This is a genomic window from Candidatus Hydrogenedentota bacterium, from assembly GCA_012523015.1.
In the GTDB taxonomy this organism is placed as follows: domain Bacteria; phylum Hydrogenedentota; class Hydrogenedentia; order Hydrogenedentales; family CAITNO01; genus JAAYBJ01.
In genome coordinates this window covers 1-21,626 of sequence record JAAYJI010000164.1, presented here as the reverse complement: position 1 = coordinate 21,626, position 21,626 = coordinate 1, and the positions used below count along the sequence as shown (strand labels likewise).

The following is a 21,626-nucleotide window of genomic DNA, read 5'->3' as shown; positions in this document are numbered from 1 at the left end:
TGCTGTCGTACGATGAAAGTATTGTATGAGTGAACAAAGCATAAAAATTTCTCCGTCACTGCTTGCCTGTGATTTTAGTCGATTGGGCGAAGAGATTCGCGCCATTGTAAACGCCGGCGCAGATATGATTCATTGCGACATTATGGACGGCCATTTTGTGCCCAATATTACCTTTGGCGCACCGGTGGTCGCAAAATTACGCGATCATTGCAGCGTGCCCCTTGATGTGCATCTCATGATCGAAGATCCGGAAGACTATGTGGAAGACTTTGTAGATGCCGGCGCAGACATTATCACCTTTCAGGTGGAAGCCACCTATCATCCTCACCGCCTGATACGGCGCATCCAAGACCTAGGCTGTAAAGCAGGGATCGTGCTCAACCCGGGCACACCGGAAACAGCGCTCAAATACCTCGCAGATATGGTGGATATGGTTTTGGTCATGAGCGTTAATCCGGGCTTTGGCGGACAAGCCTTTATCCCCGAGATGTTGGAAAAGATATCACGGGTACGGGATATGATCGGAGACCGTGATCTTCAAGTAGATGGGGGCATCGATGAAAATGTGGCGCCCTCAGTCATACGTGCCGGTGCCAATGTGCTGGTAGCCGGTTCCTATATTTTCAACCACCACTCTTATCAAAAGGCGATTCAGCTGCTGAAATCTGCGGGCAGCAATGACAACGCCATCGCCGCCTTCTGCTAATTAACGATCTACTTTTTTGAGCAGTGCAGCCAAACGCTTCTCGCTTTGGATGCCGGCACGCACTGTGTGATAGTTGATCTTCCAAGCGTGGCCCATGTAATCCCAGAGTCGGTTATTATTCTCATCGAAGAGGGGATACCATTCGCCGACCTCGTGATTAATGACATGATCCATCACAAATCGGTGTACATTTTCATAGGCGTCCCAGTATTTGGAATCCTCAAGAATCAGACAGGCATCTAAGAGTCCGACCAAAGCTTCAGCCTGCTGCCAAAATTCTTTGTTCCGTTCGCGGGCCGGGCCGTCATTGGGCCCCTCGCAGTATACGCCGCCCCGTTCCCAATCGATCCCATATTGCACACAATGGTCATAAATTTTTCGCATAGGCTCTTTATACGGCTCCACGTCTTGCCCCAAAATATCAAGGGCATGTTTGAGCAGCCAGCAAAACTCCACGTTATGACCGAAGCTGGTATTGTTGAGCGGACGTCCTTCATCATCGTCCACATCCCGATCGGAACCCCATACGTTTTTAAAGAGAATCGCGCGAAGGGGTGTCCAGTCATAGGCGAATTGCGCGATACCGGTGCCGAATTCAGGGTGCATCATCCGTTCGAAAATCAACTTGATTACACGCTCTGTGTCGGTTTTATGACCGTGATATCCTGTCGCCTCATATAAGTTCGTGAATGCTTCCATGAGGTGCATATGCACGTCTAAGGACTTACGGTCTCCTCCGTATACGCCCGGCGCTTTCGCTGTCCAGTCCTCTTCAAAGAATTCGCCAAATCCGCCATGCTGCAAATCAGCAGCACGGGTCTTAATGACGCTATAGGTGTTTTCCGCCAGATCCAAAGCGTCACGGTCGCCGGATGCCATAAAATATTCGCTCAAACAATAAATCGCGAAACTATGTCCATACATGATTTTTGCACGGTCTAGGGGCGTGCCATCCTGTTCACAGGTCCAATACCAGCCGCCATTCTTTTTGTCGAGGAAATGATTAATAAGGAAATCCACGCCCTGACTTGCGATTTCAAGGAACTTCCCTTCGCCCAGCCCTGCGCGGTGAACGGAAGAATAGGTGTAGATCATACGGGCTTGGCAGAGCATGGTCTTAACGGTCTCACCCGTTGGATTGCCGTCTTTATCCAAGTAGGTTAAGAATCCACCGTATTGGGGATCAACACCGTGTGTTTTCCAAAAAGGCAAGAGCTCCTTAAACAAATGATGTTGCGTTTCTTCTTGAGCTTTGACGATACGTTCTTTATTAAACATAATTACCTCCCGAAGCGATGGGCTTTGCTGTTACAACGTTTCTATGTGTGTATCCTACCACAGTTATTTTATATGTGCGCGGCTAACATCGGACAAAGAAGCGGCGGAAGGCCGCGCGGTCGGTGATGTCCGGAAGCGTACTCTATCATTATCACGAATGAGGATCCAAGGTTATTCTTGTTCTTCAAGGAGCGCCTGCGCCAAAGAGCGCGCCTCTTCCTTGTTCAGTTTAATCGTGACTTTACCGCCGCCGGGATGAGCGCAGGTAAGGACACAGCCGTCGGCGCCATGTTTCACTTCCCAGCGCACGCCTTGCGGCAGTTTTGCTTCCGGTACCATCCAGTGTTCCGCATCAAATTCAGCGATCTGGATCAAAACGCCAAAGGCATCTTTCGGATGAATGAAAATCTCTTTCCAGCTGCCGTCAGGATATTCGCGGTGTCCGAAATAGGGGACCTTTAAGTCCTCCAGCTTTTTAATGGTTTCACTCATATGGGCTGTTTGCAAGGTTATATGATGGAAGCCGCCGCTTCGTTCTTTGAGGAAGCCCTCCAAAAAGGAACCCTCCGCCGAAGGAGACAACAATTCTAACCGTGACAAATCACCCAATGCTAAAGTCTGCCAAAAGAACTTGCTGATTTTATCTTCGAAACGTCCGCCGGGAAGAGCTCCCAAAATATCGCGAAAAAAAGCAAGCGCCTTGTCATGGTCATTGACCGCAACGGCAACGTGATCTACGCGCATAATCATAAGATATTCCTTTCATTGTGAACCCACTCTTCTTAATCTATAGAATATCCTATAGGAATCGCGTGATTCTCCGCAAGCCTCGATAGGAATTAGATTATAATAACATGATAGAATCAAAGATAGACACCATCGAAAGACAGTGCCATGAAGAACGCAGATAAAATACGATATAGTCAGATCTATCGGGATGGTCTGCTTAATGATACCCTTGACTTTTGGTTTCCCCATTGCGTGGATACAAAAGATGGCGGATTCTTTACTGCCCTTCATCGTGATGGCTCCATCATTGACACCGATAAAAGTGTTTGGCATCAAGGGCGCATTTCATGGCTCCTCGCCACGCTATACAACACGGTGGAACAACGGCCCGAGTGGCTAGCCTGGTCCAAATCGGGCATCGACTTTTTGCGGCGACACGCCTTCGATCATGACGGACGTATGTACTTCCAACTGACACGGGATGGACGCCCCCTGCGAAAACGCCGTTATATCTTCAGTGAAGCCTTCGCCGCCATAGCCTTTTGCGCTTACGCCGTGGCATCCGGTGACGAAAAGGTCGGTGAAGAAGGACAAGCCATTTTTCAACAGCTACTGAAGTACGCAACAACGCCCGGCATGTTAGCTTCGAAAACCATAGAAGCCACGCGCCCTACGAAAAGTCTGGCGTTACCCATGATTCTTATTAACACTGCCCAAGAATTGCGCGCCACAGTGGGCTGTCCGAAGGCGTGCTCGGAAGAAATCGATCGGTGTATTGCCGAGATCCGTGATAATTTTTTATGTCCCGAGTGGGAATGCGTTCTTGAAACCGTGGGCGCAGATGGCCGCTTCTTGGATCATTTTGACGGGCGTACACTTAACCCGGGTCATGCCATTGAAGCGGCGTGGTTCATCCTGCACGAGGCACGTTTGCGCGGCGGCGATAAACATCTGATTGCACTGGGCTGTCAGATGCTGGATTGGATGTGGCTCCGAGGATGGGACAATATACACGGCGGCATCCTTTATTTCGTTGATGCGAGGGGCTTGCCCGTTCAAGAATATTGGCACGATATGAAGTTTTGGTGGCCCCATACGGAAGCCATTATAGCCACCTTACTCGCCTATCATCTGACGGGCAACGAAAAGTACGCGGAATGGCATCGCCAAGTCCATGAGTGGGCATACGCCCATTTCCCCGATCCGGACTATGGGGAATGGTACGGCTATCTTCATCGGGACGGCCGTGTATCTGTTCGGCTAAAAGGTAATTTATGGAAGGGAAATTATCACTTGGGCAGGATGCAATGGTACTGCTGGCAGCTCTTGGAGAAGGATCTGAACGAACAATCTTTAACATTGCCTTAAATGAGGGAGAAGAACAAATCTTTGTTTGTATCACAACGTAATTATCAATCGTCAGCCGTCGCTTGTCTGATCCTCTTCTGTTTTCTGATAGGCTCTTTTTTCTCCCTTCCCGTAAACGCCGCGTCGCTGCACTGGGAACAATTGCCCGATCTTCCTAATACGGATGGCGTTGCCGGTGCTTTTGTCGGTGTACATGGAGATGCGTTGCTTGTGGCAGGCGGCGCCAATTTTTCACAACCCGTCTGGGAATCCGACAAAGCTTTTCATGATACGATCCACGTGTTGCTCCGTGATGAAAAAGAAGGGGAAACCCGATTTCAATGGCGCAGTGATTTTACATTAGATCGACCCATCGCCTATGGAAGTTCCGTTTCTATAGATAACGGCGTGGTCTGCATCGGCGGAAACGATGCTGAACGCTGCTACAACGATGTCTTTTTATTGCGTTGGAACAGTAGCGGCGGGATCGTTGAAAAAGAGCCCTTGCCTTCATTACCCTATCCCTGCACGACGGCCTGCGCTGCCGCAATAGGAAACCGTACCTATCTTGGAGGAGGCACCACGACCTTAGCATTAGAGAGCGCCCGTTCCGATTTTCTATGCCTTGATCTTGATGATCCTGATCCTCAATGGAAGACTTTATCCGCCCTACCGGGACAGCCCCGTGCATTCGCTATAGCCGCCGCTCAAAACAACGGCACTACAGACTGTGTTTATATTTTCAGCGGCCGCTCTTCTAAGGACCGGGGTGAGACCCTATTCCTGAAAGATACTTGGGAATACAATCCGACGCTCGAAGCCAAGAACCCTACAATAAGCCCGTGGCGAAAGCGTGCTGATGCGCCGCGCTGTCTGATGGCGGGCACAGCCATGGACGTGGGGCAAAGTCACATCTTCGTGCTCTCGGGCGCCGATGAAACTCATTTTTATGACGCAGCTATATTGAAAGACGCCCACCCAGGCTTCCCCAAAGAAGCCTTTGCCTATCACACCATCACAGACACGTGGGCAGAGGCGGGCGCAACGCCCATCAATCAAGTGACCACGACGGCAACACGTTGGGGGAAAGATCCCGTCCATGATCCCATCCTTATGGTGAGCGGCGAAATTCGTCCCCGCGTACGAACGCCGGAACTTTGGTCGGTCAGCCCTGTGGCGAGCATGCAGCATTTCAGTTTTCCCGATGCGACCGTGTTAGGCATTTATCTTATCGCCTTGGTATTGGTTGGTCTCGTCTTTACATCCAGAAACAAAAACACCGATGACTTTTTTCGGGGCGGACAACGCATTCCATGGTTTGTGGCGGGTATGAGCATTTTCGCGACCATGCTCAGTTCCATCACGTTCATGGCAATCCCCGCCAAAAGCTACGCCACAGACTGGGTATATTTTCTTGTCAACATGACTGCCGTGGCGGTCGCGCCCTTGGTCATTTTATTTTTCCTTCCTTTTTTCCGAAACATTGACGCGACAAGCGCTTATGAATACCTTGAGAAAAGGTTTAATCGCATCACCCGACTTTTCGCCAGCGCCTCCTTTACGCTCTTTCAGATCGGGCGCATGGCTATTGTGCTGTATTTGCCTGCACTGGCTTTGGCGGCTATCACGCCCTTGTCCGAAGAGCAGAGCATTTTGTTGATGGGCGTGCTGAGTATTTTTTATTGCGCCACAGGCGGACTTGAAGCGGTCGTTTGGACCGATACACTCCAGAGTTTTGTGTTGTTGGGAGGCGGCTTATTCAGCTTGGTATTGATCTTTCTTCAAATTGACGGTGGGTTTGCCGGCTTTTGGCAGACAGCACAGCTCCATGATAAATTTCATTTTGTAAATCTAGATTGGTCTTCCCACAGCATCGCGACCACGGCGCTTTGGGTTGTTGTGCTCGGCGGTCTAGGTCAAAGCTTGGTACCCTATGCCTCAGATATGGCGGTGGTACAACGCTATATGTCTGTATCCGGTACAGAACAGGCCAAACGAGCGATCTGGACAAATGCGTTGGTGATCATACCGGCAACCTTGCTCTTCTTCGGTATCGGAACTGCCCTCTTTGTATTTTATGTGAATTTTCCCGACCGATTGGATCCCACTTTTAAAACGGATGCGATCTTTCCACTTTTCATTTCACAGGAACTGCCTGTCGGTGTTGCCGGTCTCGTCATCGCCGGGATCTTTGCCGCAGCTCAATCCACCATTTCCACCAGTATCAACAGCATGTCTACTGCTGTCACCACAGACTTTATACGGCCCTTTAACTTAGTGAAAACCGAGCGGGGCTATCTCTTACTTGGACGCATCTTTACCGTAGTATTCGGGTGTGCAGGACTGCTTTTGGCGCTTTTATTTGCAGCGTCAAATATCTTGTCGCTTTGGGATCAGTTTATGAAAATCCTGGGACTTTTCGGCGGTGCCATGTGCGGCCTTTTTTGTCTCGGCATTTTCACACGTCGCGCCAACGGAAAAGGCGCGATGATCGGCGCTATCCTTGGCGCGGTCGGGCTCTTCTTCATTCAACAGTATACGCCCGTTCATTTGCTGCTTCATGCTTTCCTTGGCATTGTATGCTGCTTTGTAACCGGATATATGGCGAGCCTCTTTTTTAGAACCGATCAACGCGCCATAGACGGACTTACCCTCTATACCTTGAAAGAAACAATATCCGCCACTGCGCAAGAAAAGGAATTGCTATGAATCGTAGTCGCCTCCTCTTTGGCATCATAACTATCTTTGCACTGTTGACAACGCTTCCCCTCTTCGCAGACAACTCAACCCTTCCTTTATTTCAACAGGGCGAGGGCGGCTTTCACAGCTACCGTATTCCCGCCTTGGCGGTTACCGCTAAAGGAACAATACTTGCGTTTTGTGAAGGCAGAAAATTCTCAACCGGTGACAGCGGCGATATTGCCATTTTACTGCGGCGCTCTGAAGATCAAGGTAAGAGCTGGAGTGATGCGCAAGTAGTCTGGGATGATCCCGGTAATACGAGCGGCAACCCTTGTGTCGTGGAAGATAAAGACACGGGCATTATTTGGCTTCTCATGACGTGGAATCGCGGCGACGATGTGGAAAAAGAGATCATCGCCCAAAACAGCAACGATACGCGTCGTGTTTTCGTGAGCTCCTCCAACGATGACGGCAGACAGTGGCAGCCTGCACAGGAAATCACTTCCTCTGTTAAAAAAGAGAAGTGGACATGGTACGCTACCGGTCCCGGAAACGGCATCCAACTTCAGTTAGGCGCTCACAAGGGACGTTTGGTCATTCCTTGTGATCATATCGAAGCGAAGACCAAGGGCTATTTTTCCCATGTTATTTATTCCGATGACCACGGTGATACATGGACATCGGGCGGGCGCAGCCCGAGGGATCAGGTAAATGAATCCGCTGTTGTTGAGCTGGCCGATGGCAGACTCATGCTCAACATGCGCAATTATGATAGAACACAACGGTGTAGACAAATCGCTTTCAGTGACGACGGCGGCAGCACTTGGTATGATCAGCAATTTGATACAGCTCTCATTGAGCCCGTCTGTCAGGCTTCTCTAATAAGGCATCGCCTACCTACTGACACAGTTCCGGGAAGTCTTGTATTCAGCAATCCTGCCAGTGAAGAGAAACGAGTCAACCTATGCGTACGCGTCAGCTATGATGAAGGGGAACACTGGCATGGGGAACAAATGCTTCACGAAGGACCAAGCGCCTATTCATCTCTTGCTGTGCTGCCCGACGGTTCTATAGCATGCCTCTATGAAGCCGGTCTTAAACACCCTTATGAATCCATTCGCTTCGCTCGTTTTCTCCTGCCAAAGGACAAAACACGACCCTAAAGCTACACCGGGCATTCCCGCCTAAGAGAAGATTCATAACTGATAAAAGCCATCTTCCTATTTCTTGGTCGGACTGCCGGGATTTATTTTACCGAGGAAAGCATGAATGAAAGCCTTCGGTAGTGATAAAATAATTTCGCTCTCCCGCATACGCTGGTGACGAGTACTTAGATGTGTAATCCCTCACCAGTATTGAGCAGATACCGACACGGCACTTTAAGGACATTTATGAATCAAATCCAAACAATATCATGTAAGCGCTGTTTATTCGACAGCCATGTCGCAGGGTTCCGACTTGACGAAGACGGCATCTGTAATTATTGTCACATGCAGGATCATTTGGAAGAACGCTTCCCCACCGGTGAAACAGGAGAACGGATCCTCCATCGGATGGCTGCTAAAATACGGAAAGCAGGGCGCAACAAAGCTCATGATTGTATCGTCGGTGTGAGCGGCGGCAGGGATACTTCCTACTGCCTTTATTACGCTAAAGAAAAGATGGGACTCCGGCCGTTAGCCGTCCATTTTGATAATGGTTGGGACTCAGATTCGGCAAAGTCCAATTTGGAGCAGCTATGCAAAGCCTTAGACGTAGCGTTACACACGGTCACCATGGATTGGGAGGATTCACGGGAATTGACCAACTGCACCATTCGTGCTTGTGTGCCTTATATTGATCTGACCAATGACATTGGCATCGCCAGCGCCTTATACCGTACTGCCGCAGAACGGGGAATCCGCTACATTCTTCTCAGTCATTCTTTTCGTGAGGAAGGAATCACACCGCTGAAGTGGAATTATATGGATGCCCGTTACACACGCAGCCTGATCCGCCGTTTCGCCACCAAGAAATTGAAGCATTTCCAAAATACGGACATCCACCATTTCTTTTATTGGATTTTTATGAAACGTATTTCTGTCGTGAATATTACCAACTATTATGATGACAGGGGCAGTCAGGTAGATGACTTTTTAAAAGAGCGCTTCGGCTGGGAAGACACGGGCGACTATCATATGGACAATGAACTGTTTTCCTTGGTTTACTATTATGCCTTAAAAAAGTTTGGTTATGATTGGCGCATCGTAGACTTGTCGGCAAAGATCCGTTCCGGCGTACTCGCCCGCGAAGAAGCCCAAGCCATTTTTGATACGCCGGCCGAGTTCGAAAACGAGGTATTGGTAAAGCGCTGCTTAGAAAAACAGGAATTATCGGAAGAAGAGTTTGCCGCCATCTTAAAAGCACCGAATAAATTTTTTACGGACTACCCGAATTACTATTTTCTGCTGCGTCGGTTTCGATTCTTTTTCAAACTCCTTTGCCGGTTGCATATCCTGCCTATCCATGCCTATGAAAAATATTTCGACGCCGTTTAATATTGAATCCTGATGAATTTGCAACAGAAGGTTTATTTTGCCATACTATTTTGATAGGGAACCTTCTGTACCATAAGATAGTGTGCAGATCAGATGTATCTTTTGCCGCCGACCGGAGCTTGTCTCCATTGTTGATATAAAGGAAATGCTTCATGACGATGACAAAACGCGATATTGCGGATCAGATGAGTCAAACTCTCCATATTCCTACCAAAGATAGTGTCAAAGTAATTGAGAATATTCTCGCTGTTCTCAGTGATGGTCTCGTGGAAGGGGACTACTGGGAAATGCGAAACTTTGGTGTTTTCAAAACCAAACAGCGCGCTCCGCGAACAGGACGCAACATCCACACGCGCGAAAAGGTGAAAGTCCCTGCTTATCGCGATGTCGTATTTAAACCAGGCAAAGAGATGATAAATCGTGTTGCTAAAGCACCGGTGGTGGTTCGCCCCAAATTGCGTAAAAAATAAGGGGATTAATGAACTCTTGTTCATTTTCATGTTCATCACCTACAGAAGAATAGCCCATGCGTGAACACGAACTATTACTTGCCTGCGATACGAGCACACCCTACTGTGCCCTTTCCTTATGCGCATTCAATGGAGAAGAAAAGCGTGTCCACCTCCGCGCCAACTATTGTGTGGAACGGCATCGACTCCATGCGGAAGGGCTGTTATCGGGTACCCATCAAATGCTTGAAGCAGCGTCTTGCACCCTAGACGATATAAGCTATCTGGCGGTAGCTTCCGGACCCGGTTCCTTTACCGGATTGCGCGTGGGGCTTGCCACATGGAAAGGGCTTGCCTTTGCGCTGCGTCTGCCCTTAATAGCCGTCCCCACTTTAGACGCCATGGCGCGGCTTGTGCCGCTCTATGACGGTATCGCTCTTCCTTTAATTGATGCGCGTATGAATGAAGTCTTCGCTGCGGCATACCGCTATTTTTCAGGGACACGGGAAAAAATAATTTCAGATGCAGCCTGTTCTGTTGAAGCGCTAATTACGCAGCTTGGCGAACAACCGGGGCCCATTTTATTTTTCGGCGATGGCGCAGAACGCTACGCTTCCGAAATCAAAAACTTGTTGCCCTCCGCCCATTTAGTTGCACCGGAAAGCACAACTCCACGTGCGGATACAGTGGCAGCAGAAGCCTATGCCTTGCTTCAACAGGGCGTAGAGACTGATCCCGCCTTGGCCGCCCCCACCTATTTGCGTCGTTCACAAGCGGAACAAGCCCGTGACGCTAGCCTCCAATCGAAGACCTCCCCATAGAGAATTTAAGCATGCCAAGCAAGGACATATCCGAACTACGCTTTTCACCGCTGCAACTGGAAGATATTCCTTTTTTGGTGCTTATGGAAGGCGCTTCTTATCCGGATCCGTGGACATACAACATGTTTCGCCAGGAGATAGACGGCCCAATCAGTTATTTTTGTGTCGTCTTCCAAAACGATCAACGGATCGGCTACGGAGGATTTTGGCTGCTCTTCGATGAGGCACATATTACACGGGTCACGATCACTCTTGAGATGCGCGGCAGACAATTTGGCATGCGATTAATGAATCATCTTCTCGACGAGGCACGGAAACGGTCGGCACACGTCGCCCGGCTCGAGGTGCGCGAAAGCAACCAAACTGCGATCACTTTGTATGAACGGTTGGGCTTTTTTCGGGAAGGCGTACGCAAAGGCTATTACGCACAGACCAACGAAAATGCCATTGTCATGAGCAAGAAGTTCAAGATAGGCAGTTAAATCCGCCGTCTCCTCGTACACAAGCATAAAAAAAACGGCAGCCGAATATTCTTTCGACTGCCGCAATCTTTCATCAACAAGAATCAGAGCATTTGCAGCTTCTACACTCAGACCTTTTCACGAGCCGTGTATTTGGTGTGAAGCAGTTTGTGCGAGATTTCACCCAAAGGCGTTCCGAGGAACTCTTCATAAATCTGGGTGATTTCCGGATTCTCATGGGACTTGCGCAGTTTTTTGCCTTCGTCTTCCTTGTATATGGCTTCAATACGTTTCCGTCGAATGGCGTTGGTCGTCATGCGCGGCTGACCGCCGCCGCCGATACAACCACCGGGGCAGGTCATGATTTCGATAAAGTGATACATGGCCTCACCGGCGCGCACCTTTTCAATCAGGGTCCGGGCATTGCCCAATCCGTGAGCCACAGCAACTTTCGCCGTCACGCCATTGAGGAACGACCATTCAGGCAGACAATCTTCAAAAGTGACTTCCGCCGCTTTGATGCCTTCCAGTCCTTCGACAGGGCCAACGTGCAGATTATCGAAAGGCAGTTCACGACCGGTCACAAGTTCCCAAGCCGTACGCAGTGCCGCTTCCATAACGCCGCCTGTATTGGCGAAGATATCGGCAGCACCGGAACTCATACCGATGGGGGAATCCTGCGGGCTGTCGGGAAGGTTGACAAAGTCAATGCCTGCTTCCTGGATCATGCGTCCCAGCTCACGCGTAGTTAGGACATAATCCACGTCCTGCACGCCGCTGTCATTCATTTCCGGACGTTGCGCTTCGTATTTTTTCGCCGTGCAGGGCATAACAGACACGACAATCATGTCTTCCGGTTTCTTGCCTATCTTTCGGGCATAGTAGGTTTTTGCAACGGCACCGAACATCTGTTGCGGCGACTTGCAGGTAGACAGATTATCCAGCATATCAGGATAGAAATATTCGAGGAATTTAATCCATCCAGGTGAACAGCTCGTAAACATAGGCAGTGCGACAGGCTCTTTATCGACCAACGCTTTTTTCATCCTCGTGAGCAACTCGGTACCTTCCTCCATAATGGTAAGGTCAGCAGCAAAGTTGGTATCAAAGACGGCATGAAAGCCCAAACGCCGCAAGGCAGTGACCATACGGCCGGTGACAAGGGTTCCCGGTTCGAGGCCAAAGCACTCTCCGAGGGCAGCGCGAATGGCGGGAGCCGTCTGCACGACCACAGTCTTGGTAGGATCGTCAAGCGCGTCCCATACTTCCTTGACCTGATCCCGTTCAATGATAGCACCTACAGGACACACGGCGGCACATTGACCGCATTGCACGCAGACCACATCATCAAGATCTTGGGAGAATGCCGGTCCCACGACGGTGGCGAAACCACGACCTTGAGGGAAAATACCGCCAACGCATTGGGTGTCATTATACACCGTGACACAACGTCTGCACAAAACACATTTACCCGTATCGCGGATGAGCGCAGGCGTACTGTCATCAATATGTACTTCGCTCTTTTCGCCGGGATAGGTGATTTCGGTAATGCCCAAATCATGGGCAAGTTCTTGCAATTCGCAGTCATCGTTGCGGTTGCAGGTCTGGCAATCACCACAGTGATCAGACAAAAGCAGTTCGACGACGGTGCGCCGTGCTTCTCTTGCTTTCTTACTGTTGGTGCGCACTTTCATGCCTTCGGTGACGGGTGTCACACAGGCCGCCATGAGTGTGCGTGCGCCTTCCACTTCAACCATACATACACGGCAGGCGCCAATCGCCTGAACGTCTTCAAGATAACATAAGGTTGGAATTTTAATACCCGCTTGCCGCGCGGCTTTCAGCACTGTAGTATCCTGAGGCACGTCAACGCTTACGTTGTCTATTGTCAATGTTGGCATGAGATCATCTCCTTATTGAAAGTTTGCCTTGTAGGGAATTACTGACCGCACGTGTCTTTGCCATAATCACAACGCAAACAACGGTGTGATTCGCGCACGGCAACGCTTTCCGTAAAAGCCATTTCTACTTCGTTGAAATTGTGTATACGTCGTTCACGGGGAATGAGTTTCATCTTCGCACGAGGCGCGTCGGTAGGATCGGCATCGGGATCAAATTCCGCGTCCACCTCATAGGCTTCACGCCAGAAGGCGTGCTCTTCGCCCGTGAGGAAACAATCAATGCCAACAGCGGCGCGTTCGCCTGCGCCAATCGCTTCCGCCACCGAGGAAGGACCGTCAGCGGCATCACCGCCGGCAAAGAGCCATTCCACGGAAGTGCGGCCATAGAGAGGATCTGCAGCAACGAAGCCGTTGAGATTCAGCTTGACCGCCATGTCGCCAAGAACCGACTGGGTATCCAGAGACTGACCGATGGCGGCAATGACCTGATCCGCCGCTTCGATGAAGGATTCTCCATTCTCCTGAATTTGCGGGCGTCTGCGGCCGCTGCGGTCGAAATCGCCCAGCCACATGTGATCGCAACGGACACCGGCGACCTTGCCGTTTTCAACAACAATCTCTTGAGGCGAGACCAGCGTCTTCAGAATGATGCCTTCATTTTCGGCTTCTTCAATTTCTTCTTGATAGGCCGGCATTTCGTCACGGGTACGCCGGTAGAGAATCGTCACCGCCTCTGCGCCCAAGCGCACCGCGGTACGTGCCGCGTCAATTGCCGCGTTACCGCCGCCAATGACCACAACTTTTTTGCCCACTGTCGCGGAACCGCGCAGATTATATTCGCGTAAGAAGTCCATGGAATCATAGACGCCTTCAGCATCTTCATTCGCAATGCGCAGTTTCGCACCGGCGGGAGCGCCGACACCGAGGAATACGGCTTCATAGCCCTGATCGCGCAAGTCTTCTAAGGTGAAATCTTTGCCTAAGGCTTTGTTGGTTTCAATTTCAACGCCCATCCGCTCGATCATGCGAATTTCACGGGCCAACTCTTCACGGGGCATGCGGTAGGCAGGAATACACTGAACCAATAGACCGCCGGGACGGGGAGCCGCCTCAAACACCTTGGGCTGATAGCCAAGACGGGCAAGGAAATATGCGCAGGTAAGGCCTGCCGGGCCGCAGCCAACGATAGCGATCTTTCGTTTGGCATTCGCTTCGTTCTCACGCATTTCCGGCAGCTGAATGGTTACTTCTTGTTCGACCATGAAGCGCTTGATACCGCGAATCGCGACGGGATCGTCCAGATTAGCGCGGCGGCATTTGTCTTCACAGGTATGGAAGCATACACGGGCACAGACGGAAGCGAAGGGGTTGCTGTCGCGGTGAACGCGGAGCGCTTCTGCATAACGTTTTTCACCCACAAGCGAAACGAAACCGGGAATGTACACATTGGCGGGGCACGCACTCATACAAGGCGCGCGAACAAGCGCAGGACAGACACCGGCGGGACACCGTTTTTCGCGAATGTGAATGTCATATTCTTCGCGGAAGTGACGGATGGTGCTGAGCACGGGATTGGGCGCTGTCTGACCCAAACCGCAAAGGGCAGTATCTTTAATTTGTTCGCCCAGTGCGATCAGCTTCTCCACATCGCCTTCTTCTCCCTGACCATCGCAAATGCGGCTGACAATCTCAAGCATGCGTTTGGTACCGACACGGCAGGGCACACATTTTCCGCAAGACTCTTCCTGCACAAAATCGAGGAAGAAACGCGCCATGTCGACCATACATGTATCCTCGTCCATGACGATGAGACCACCGGAGCCCATAATAGCGCCCAGCTCGGTCAATGTTTCATAGTCAATGGGCACATTGAGATGTTCGCGGGGGATACAACCGCCGGATGGTCCGCCAATCTGAGCCGCCTTGAATTTTTTATCGTTGGGGATACCGCCGCCGATATCATAAATAATTTCACCGAGAGGCGTGCCAATGGGCACTTCCACAAGGCCGCTGTTATGAACTGCCCCGGCAAGGGCGAAGACCTTGGTGCCTTTGCTCGTCTCTGTGCCAATACCGGCGAACCAGTCAGCACCCTTATTAATGATGACCGGAATGTTCGCATAGGTTTCTACATTGTTGAGCAAGCTGGGTTTTTCCCAAAGACCCTGAACAGCGGGGAAGGGCGGACGGGGCCGCGGTTCACCGCGCTTGCCTTCAATAGAACGCATGAGCGCTGTTTCTTCGCCGCACACAAAAGCGCCGGATCCCATACGGATTTCCAGCTCAAAGTCAAAGCCTGAACCCATGATGTTTTTGCCGAGCAATCCCAATTCACGGGCTTGTTTCAACGCGTTTTCTAAACGTTCCACAGCAAGGGGATATTCAGCGCGCACATAAACAAAGCCTTCGTCCGATCCTACTGCATAGCCGGCAATGGTCATGGCTTCGATCACACTGTGCGGATCGCCTTCGAGGACACTGCGGTCCATGAACGCGCCGGGGTCGCCTTCGTCGGCATTGCAAAGCACGTATTTTTTATCGCCCGGCGCCTTTCGTGTGAATTCCCACTTGAGCCCGCTCAGGAAGCCGGCACCGCCACGTCCGCGGAGCCCGGACTTTTTCACCGTATCGGTCACCTCTTCCGGCTTCATTTCACTCAGCACTTTGGCAAGGGCTTGGTAGCCGTCACGGGCAATATATTCTTCGATACTGGTGGGATCGATAACACCGCAATTGCGCAGTACGATCTTTTGCTGCTGCTGGAAGAAATTGATCTCTTGCAGGGCAGGAATAATCTGCGCGGTGGCGGTAACTTTAAAATTCAAACGGTCGACGGTACGCCCTTTGAGCAAGTGCTCCGTCACGATCTCTTCGGCATCTTCAGGTTTGATGCCTTGGTAAAATACGCCGTCGGGATAGACAACGGCAACGGGGCCGATGGCGCAGGGGCCGAGACAACCCGTGCGTACAAGGTTGACCTCCTCATTGAGCCCGTGCTTGCGCATAGATGCTTCGAGTGCCTCGATTACTGCATACGCGCCGGAGGCAACACATCCCGCACCGGCGCAAACCAACACATGAGAATGTACGGTATTCATGATATTAAACTTCTCCTTGATTGTTTCGTTTGCTCTCCGGCCGATTACTGGCCAATGAGATATTCCATTACGGGATTGCCTTTTAAAATATGATCTTGAACGATGGTGCGCACGCGCTCACTGTTCAATTTGCCATAACGATATTCTTTGCCGGACTTGTCCACCAACGTAAACATGGGCTCACGGTCGCAAAGGCCGATGCAGCCTGACTGGCGAACAGTAACGTTGTTGACGCCTTCTTGATCAAGGCATTGGGTGAGCGTCGAAAGGACGTCACGCGTACCGGCAGCAATACCGCAGGTGCCCATGTGAACCGTCACGGTAATTTCTTTGGGTTCAGAACGCAGCGCAATCGCCGCACGAGCCTTTTCGCGCAGCGCGCTCAGATCTGCGGGGGATGAAATCTTGGTTGTCATAATTGTCATAACTCCTTGGTTAACGGCTCGTTTCTCAGGACGTCGCCGAAGTGGCTGCCTGATCCTGATCCAAATACTGATCCAAAATTTGGCCCAGCCGTGCCGGCTTGACACGCTGGTGCACTTCGTCATCAATCATGATGGCAGGCGCGAGACCGCAGGCGCCGAAACAACGCGCTACGTCAAGGGAAAAAACCCGATCCGGGGTCGTTTCGCCAACGTCTACACCAAGACGATTTTTCAACTCGGCAAGGACTTGTTTGCCGCCGCGAACATAACATGCCGTGCCCAGACACACACGGATCACGTGCTTGCCTCGGGGCTGTGTGGAAAAATAAGAATAGAATCCTACAACACCCGCCACTTCGCTGTAGGGTTTATTCAAGCCCAGACTCACTTTGCGCAATGCAACATCCGGCAGGTAGCCGAAGATCGCTTGCGCCTGTTGGAGAACCGGAATCAAGGCGCCGGGCTTATCCTTGTACTCCGCGATGACCTCGTCGAGGCGTGAAAGCAGTTCTTCTTCTGTCGCCTCTTCTGTACAGCAGCAACAATGCTCTTTCTCAACCATAGCTATTCTCTCCTTGGGATAGACCCCGGGGCACCAGCCTCGGGCAACACAACTTTTAATGACTTTGTGTGCCTTCCACGGAATTCACTGCTTCCGCTTGGTCACACGGTAACGAGGAATCCAATGCCTTCGACCCCTGACGGGCAAAAAAGGCAACCTTTTCAAATGAACTAGTAAGATCTACATTTTCAACATAGACGCCTTCAGGAACCTGAAGCCGTAAAGAAGCAAAATTAAGAAGCCCCCGCACGCCGGCCGCGCATAAACGGTCTGCCACGTTTTGGGCGGCATCCTTGGGCACTGTCAAGATGCCAACATCGATACGCCACTCCCGCACAATACGCCCAATTTCTGAAAGGGGATAGCAGCGCACACCGCGGATTAAAGTATCTTGTTTCCCCGCGTCCGTATCGAAGGCAGCATGAATATGGAGCCAACGCCAGCGGCCGGAAAAATGATTTAGCAGGGCAAGCCCAAGATGGCCCACACCAATCAGCACGGCACGCTGACTTTCCGGCGCGTCAAGAAAGGTGTTGATGGCATCGAGTAATTCGCTGGTGCGATATCCCGAATTAGGAACCCCCATACAACCGAGATGCATAATATCGCGGCGTACCTGCGCAGCAGTAACACCGGCATGTTTTGATAATTCGTGAGAAAAGACAACCGCCGCATCAGCGTCTCGCAATTGCAATAAGACACGGCGATAAACGCTCAGACGTTCGATACTTCGCTCTGGAATTATTTTTGTCATAAGATTGTTTAGTCTAATGGTGATAAGCTGTCTACTAGATTTACCCATCCGCGCACGACATGCTATCGACCGTTTTTTTGTCCTATTCTTTTTTGACTTACCGGTAAGTAAGTCTACAAAATCCATTCGTGAAAAAATAAACGAACAGATATACTATAGCACATTCAACCACCAATTGCAACTCTTTTTTTAGGAAATTACCCATTTAGATAAGAAAAGCGTAAAAGTACTGCGCACAAAAAAACCGGGAAGCAGTGGTGACGCCGACGAAGAAAGAATGAATCAAAAAGGAGAAATTGTCCTTTTTAGTCCTAGACGCTGTCCGTGTTTTGTGCGCTGCACTTTTTCTATTCCCGTCGAAAGAGAAAAAATAGGGCGGGCAAAAAAAGGCAAACCGCAATCAAACCGAAGAGGCTCAAAAATATCGTAGCGGTCTGAGGGGAAAGGGGAGTTCCATACCGATTTTCTGAACGAAACAGAGACTGACCTCTTCTGATGGCAGACGCATAGTTCGCCTTTGAATGGCCTCCTTTCTTTTGAAAAATCGAGGACGCTGTTTTGGGGTTCTGGTGGGGAACAAAAGTAGCGGTGTCGCACTTCACTTTTTTTCATCCCTTTTTAGGCCTCTCTTTTACGTGATGCGTCGTTTCCTATTTTTGTACTTCACCACGTTCAGAACTGCATTATTTTATCACTACTGGTCTGTTGACTTATTTGATATGTTAAGGTATACTGGATATAGAAGCGAAGTATTATCTAGAGGAAGCATCATAGTTTAAAAGGTTTGTTTTTTTGTTGTTATTGTTGTTTTAAGAGAAGTGGTCGTGGTTCGGAAAGAGGTCTCCCTCCACGAAAACCGTTGTTTACAACATAAGGATTCCTATCATGAAATGTCGTAGTGTTTTAATCGTCGGTCTATTGTGTTGTTTGGGATTGAGCGTACTGCCGGCCGTGAGCCACGCACAGGGTTTGTATGGTGAATATTACGGCACGACGCAATTATCCGATCTTCGTGTGTCACGCATTGATCCGCAAGTCTTTTTTGATTGGAAAGAAGGTTCTCCTGACCCGAAAATCCCCGTTAACTATTTTTCTGTTTGCTGGACGGGAAGCGTCGTGGCTGAAGTAAGCGGTACCTATACTTTTTTCGTCACAGCCGACGACGGGGTTCGGTTATGGATGGATGGCGTCCTCGAAGTGAACGCATGGAAAGGACAATCGCCAACAGAATACTCGGTGGAGATAGACCTCACTGCAGGCGAAAGCCTTCCCGTCCGTTTGGAATATTTTGAAAGTACCGGCGACGCGGTCATCAAGTTTGAATGGAAGGGTCCTGATATTGCCCGCGAGCCTGTTCCCGCCGCATGTTTAGTTCCCGGCGACAGCATTGGAGACCGTGTCCGTTACTGGCATTCCAATCCGAACAATGGTCATTTCTATCGTGTAATCGGATCGTACACCTGGCACAAAGCGAGAGAAGAAGCGATTAAGCTTGGCGGCTACCTTGTAGTGATTAATGACGCCCAAGAAAATCAATGGATCTCGGAAATGTTCCGCCCCGTGGCCAGTGATGCTTGGACCGGCGCCAATGATATTGAAGAAGAAGGGACCTGGGTTTGGGATCATACGGGTGAGAATTTCTTTAACGGCGATTATGAAGACGGTGAAACCGTAGCCGGATTTTATTCTAACTGGTCTTCCGGAGAACCAAACAACGCCAATGACGACGAAGATGCCGGCACCATCACCATGAGCCAGGGAAGTTGGAATGACCTCAATGTAATACGCGAACGTTTTGCCATTGTTGAATCCGACGTTCCACAGATTAACTATGATGGTCCCGTTCCTCTTGCCACGCGGGTAGCCCTCGACAATCCCTATACGGTTTCTGTTACTGTTCTGAATCCCACAGGCGTGGTCCAATATCAGTGGTTAAAAGACGGCGCTCCCGTTTCCGGCGCCAACAGTGCCGTCCTTACAATTCCTCACGTGATCTTTGATGATGCAGGACTTTATAGCTGTCAGATTTCAGACGAGTCGTCGGCAAACATTATGACAAAAGAAGCCGAACTCATCGTTGTGGAAGCATTGCCTGTTGCTACAACAACCGGTCTCATTGCTTTGGGTTCATTGCTGTCCTTAGCCGCGATCTGCAGCCGCCGCAAAAAATAAAAACTCCGGCACACAGGTCCTTAATGCTGTGTGATTGATGTTGTTATTACATCGTCAATAACAGGTACTAATACGGGATTGGGCAGGAAGACTTGTTCACGCAAGTTTTCCTGCCCTGCACTTTTAAGGCTGCCCATCCCATTTAAGCTGCGCCCTACAGGGACTCGTCAAGGGATAATCGGAAGCGAACAGATACAGGAACATGATCACTGAGCGCTTTGCCTTCAGGGTCTACGAAGGCAGGATCGCCCCGTTCCCAGCCCAAAACTTGTAAGTGATGCCCCTCTCCCGCACGAAATAAAACACGGTCAATCTCCGTGCCTGTAGGGCCATTAATGATGTCTGAAGCATCTTCCACATTCAGGGCTTCCACGAGATGATCAAAACCCATGACTTTGGGATTATCTTTGTTCTTCTCTTTATCTTCAGCGCCGCGGCTGGGCCGCATATTAAAATCACCCAAGACAATAAAAGAATGGTCCGAAGGCGAGTTTTCATGAATGAATTGGATCAGCGCATCCCCTTGGGTAAACCGAGCCCGTCGGCTTGCTGGTTTGCTGCCGGCGGCGATGTGCGTGGTATATACATCCAGCATCATTCCGTTCATATCAAAGGTGGCTTTTAACACGCCTTTCGAGGCGGGCCAATTTTGAGCGTCTCCTTCATCTGCAAAATGTGTTTCCGCCACATCCTGCAGTGGGAAGTTGCCCAGAATAGAAAGCCCTGAGGATACCAATTCAAAGGGATGTTTCAGAGAGGCGTGATAAATTTTAACCGAGTGCCGCGCCTCCTGCCACAAACGACGATGATCCTTGAAGCATTCTTGGATCGCGCAAATATCGAATTGATTAAGTAAAGGCGAGATGTATTTAAACTTGTGCCGTGAATTATCGAGCACCGGCCGTGCCTGCACATTATACGTGGCAATGGTAAATTCGACAGCACCCGTTTCTTGTGAGTCTGCAGCCAAAGCGTCAGTATGTACCTCAACGATGATACCACGCTGAGCACGGAGCCATAGACCCAAGGCGGCCAACAATACACACCCCACCACTACAATTAGGACACTGCGCCGAGAAATTTTTGAAGCAATCAAAAATGAACCTCCTCCGTATACTGCTTGATGTAATAGCGATCACCTATCGCATGGCAAAAGCGGCCTATTCCGCTCTCAAAAGATATGACCCATCAAGGGCGCTATCGGTTGCAAGAGCACAGGCGCTTTCACGGAAAACAGAAGGGGACAGATCGTCAATCTTTAGTGTTATTGTTTTCAATAATACTCGGATATTTGACCGGTGTCTTTTTCATAGGTGTTTTTAGCTTATAAGGTTTCGGTTCTATCGATGGTGTTTCCGCTTTGGGCGGTTCCGTCTCTTCTGTGAGCATCTTATGTTGATACCACATTTTTTCGCGGGAGTGATCCTCATCAGATTTCACTTCTATGCGCTCTGAAGGCTTCGAGTAGTCCCGCAGCTTTGTGCCCGGTAAGGTAGGCGAGATGGTATCATCCTTAATGCATGTGCTCGGCTTTGAGTAGTCGCGAAGACCGGAGCCGGGCAGGGTCGGCACCATGGTGTCTCCCTGAATGCGTGCACCCGGTTTCGAATAATCGCGCAGACTGGAGCCCGGCAGAGTCGGATAGATCATAACGCCCTCGATACGCGCTCCCGGCTTCGAATAATCGCGCAAACTGGAGCCCGG

General features: G+C 50.2%; 18 protein-coding genes. 9 read left to right on the top strand and 9 right to left on the bottom strand.

Annotated features, from left to right (window positions below; all coding sequences use genetic code 11):
• The first annotated feature begins 25 nt into the window (after positions 1 to 25).
• Positions 26 to 706, top strand: coding sequence for a ribulose-phosphate 3-epimerase (locus GX117_07115; GenBank protein ID NLO33108.1), 681 nt, complete (start codon positions 26 to 28; stop codon positions 704 to 706).
• Here the strand turns inward: GX117_07115 and GX117_07110 are convergent, their stop codons facing one another.
• Entirely contained in the window at positions 707 to 1,984 is a 1,278-nt protein-coding gene (locus tag GX117_07110; protein NLO33107.1) for an N-acylglucosamine 2-epimerase, read from the bottom strand.
• A gap of 171 nt (positions 1,985 to 2,155) precedes the next feature.
• Positions 2,156 to 2,734, bottom strand: a complete 579-nt coding sequence (locus tag GX117_07105; GenBank protein ID NLO33106.1) for a hypothetical protein — start codon at positions 2,732 to 2,734, stop codon at positions 2,156 to 2,158.
• 144 nt (positions 2,735 to 2,878) lie between these two features.
• On the opposite strand from GX117_07105, the gene GX117_07100 reads away from it, so the two are divergent.
• The 7 genes from GX117_07100 (at position 2,879) to rimI (ending at position 11,031) form a co-directional block, all read left to right on the top strand.
• Positions 2,879 to 4,081 carry an N-acylglucosamine 2-epimerase gene (locus GX117_07100; GenBank protein NLO33105.1) on the top strand — a complete coding sequence of 401 codons (1,203 nt, stop codon included), beginning with the start codon at positions 2,879 to 2,881 and terminating at the stop codon, positions 4,079 to 4,081.
• Positions 4,082 to 6,769, top strand: coding sequence for a sodium/solute symporter (locus GX117_07095; protein NLO33104.1), 2,688 nt, complete (start codon positions 4,082 to 4,084; stop codon positions 6,767 to 6,769). It begins immediately after the preceding gene.
• Positions 6,766 to 7,905: an exo-alpha-sialidase gene (locus GX117_07090; GenBank protein NLO33103.1), complete on the top strand. Its 1,140-nt coding sequence runs from the start codon at positions 6,766 to 6,768 to the stop codon at positions 7,903 to 7,905. The genes GX117_07095 and GX117_07090 overlap by 4 nt, the downstream gene beginning before the upstream one ends.
• Before the next feature lie 228 nt (positions 7,906 to 8,133).
• A complete protein-coding gene (locus GX117_07085; protein NLO33102.1) occupies positions 8,134 to 9,279 on the top strand; it encodes an N-acetyl sugar amidotransferase in 1,146 nt (381 codons plus the stop codon).
• Between the two features lie 152 nt (positions 9,280 to 9,431).
• Positions 9,432 to 9,749: an integration host factor subunit beta gene (locus GX117_07080; GenBank protein NLO33101.1), complete on the top strand. Its 318-nt coding sequence runs from the start codon at positions 9,432 to 9,434 to the stop codon at positions 9,747 to 9,749.
• A 56-nt stretch (positions 9,750 to 9,805) separates the two neighbouring features.
• Entirely contained in the window at positions 9,806 to 10,549 is a 744-nt protein-coding gene (tsaB, locus tag GX117_07075; GenBank protein ID NLO33100.1) for a tRNA (adenosine(37)-N6)-threonylcarbamoyltransferase complex dimerization subunit type 1 TsaB, read from the top strand.
• Positions 10,550 to 10,560: 11 nt separating this feature from the next.
• On the top strand, positions 10,561 to 11,031 hold the full coding sequence (gene rimI, locus GX117_07070) for a ribosomal protein S18-alanine N-acetyltransferase (GenBank protein NLO33099.1): 471 nt from the start codon (positions 10,561 to 10,563) through the stop codon (positions 11,029 to 11,031).
• 107 nt (positions 11,032 to 11,138) lie between these two features.
• On the opposite strand, the gene GX117_07065 is transcribed toward rimI, so the two are convergent.
• Genes GX117_07065 through GX117_07045 form a run of 5 tightly spaced genes read right to left on the bottom strand, consistent with a single transcriptional unit; the run spans position 11,139 to position 17,750 of the window.
• On the bottom strand, positions 11,139 to 12,911 hold the full coding sequence (locus tag GX117_07065; GenBank protein NLO33098.1) for a 2Fe-2S iron-sulfur cluster binding domain-containing protein: 1,773 nt from the start codon (positions 12,909 to 12,911) through the stop codon (positions 11,139 to 11,141).
• A 38-nt stretch (positions 12,912 to 12,949) separates the two neighbouring features.
• Positions 12,950 to 16,009, bottom strand: coding sequence for an FAD-dependent oxidoreductase (locus tag GX117_07060; protein ID NLO33097.1), 3,060 nt, complete (start codon positions 16,007 to 16,009; stop codon positions 12,950 to 12,952).
• 44 nt (positions 16,010 to 16,053) lie between these two features.
• Positions 16,054 to 16,425 (bottom strand): (2Fe-2S) ferredoxin domain-containing protein, encoded by a 372-nt coding sequence (locus tag GX117_07055; protein NLO33096.1) that lies wholly within the window; start codon positions 16,423 to 16,425, stop codon positions 16,054 to 16,056.
• A gap of 34 nt (positions 16,426 to 16,459) precedes the next feature.
• Positions 16,460 to 16,996 carry an NAD(P)H-dependent oxidoreductase subunit E gene (locus tag GX117_07050; GenBank protein NLO33095.1) on the bottom strand — a complete coding sequence of 179 codons (537 nt, stop codon included), beginning with the start codon at positions 16,994 to 16,996 and terminating at the stop codon, positions 16,460 to 16,462.
• 55 nt (positions 16,997 to 17,051) lie between these two features.
• Positions 17,052 to 17,750, bottom strand: coding sequence for a redox-sensing transcriptional repressor Rex (locus GX117_07045; protein NLO33094.1), 699 nt, complete (start codon positions 17,748 to 17,750; stop codon positions 17,052 to 17,054).
• A gap of 885 nt (positions 17,751 to 18,635) precedes the next feature.
• Here GX117_07045 and GX117_07040 point away from each other — a divergent pair.
• Complete coding sequence (locus GX117_07040) at positions 18,636 to 19,922, top strand: hypothetical protein (GenBank protein ID NLO33093.1); 1,287 nt, start codon at positions 18,636 to 18,638, stop codon at positions 19,920 to 19,922.
• A 154-nt stretch (positions 19,923 to 20,076) separates the two neighbouring features.
• Here the strand turns inward: GX117_07040 and GX117_07035 are convergent, their stop codons facing one another.
• Both GX117_07035 and GX117_07030 read right to left on the bottom strand, forming a co-directional pair.
• Positions 20,077 to 21,018 carry a hypothetical protein gene (locus GX117_07035; protein ID NLO33092.1) on the bottom strand — a complete coding sequence of 314 codons (942 nt, stop codon included), beginning with the start codon at positions 21,016 to 21,018 and terminating at the stop codon, positions 20,077 to 20,079.
• A 155-nt stretch (positions 21,019 to 21,173) separates the two neighbouring features.
• A partial coding sequence (locus tag GX117_07030; protein NLO33091.1) for a hypothetical protein occupies positions 21,174 to 21,626 on the bottom strand: 453 nt, incomplete at its 5' end.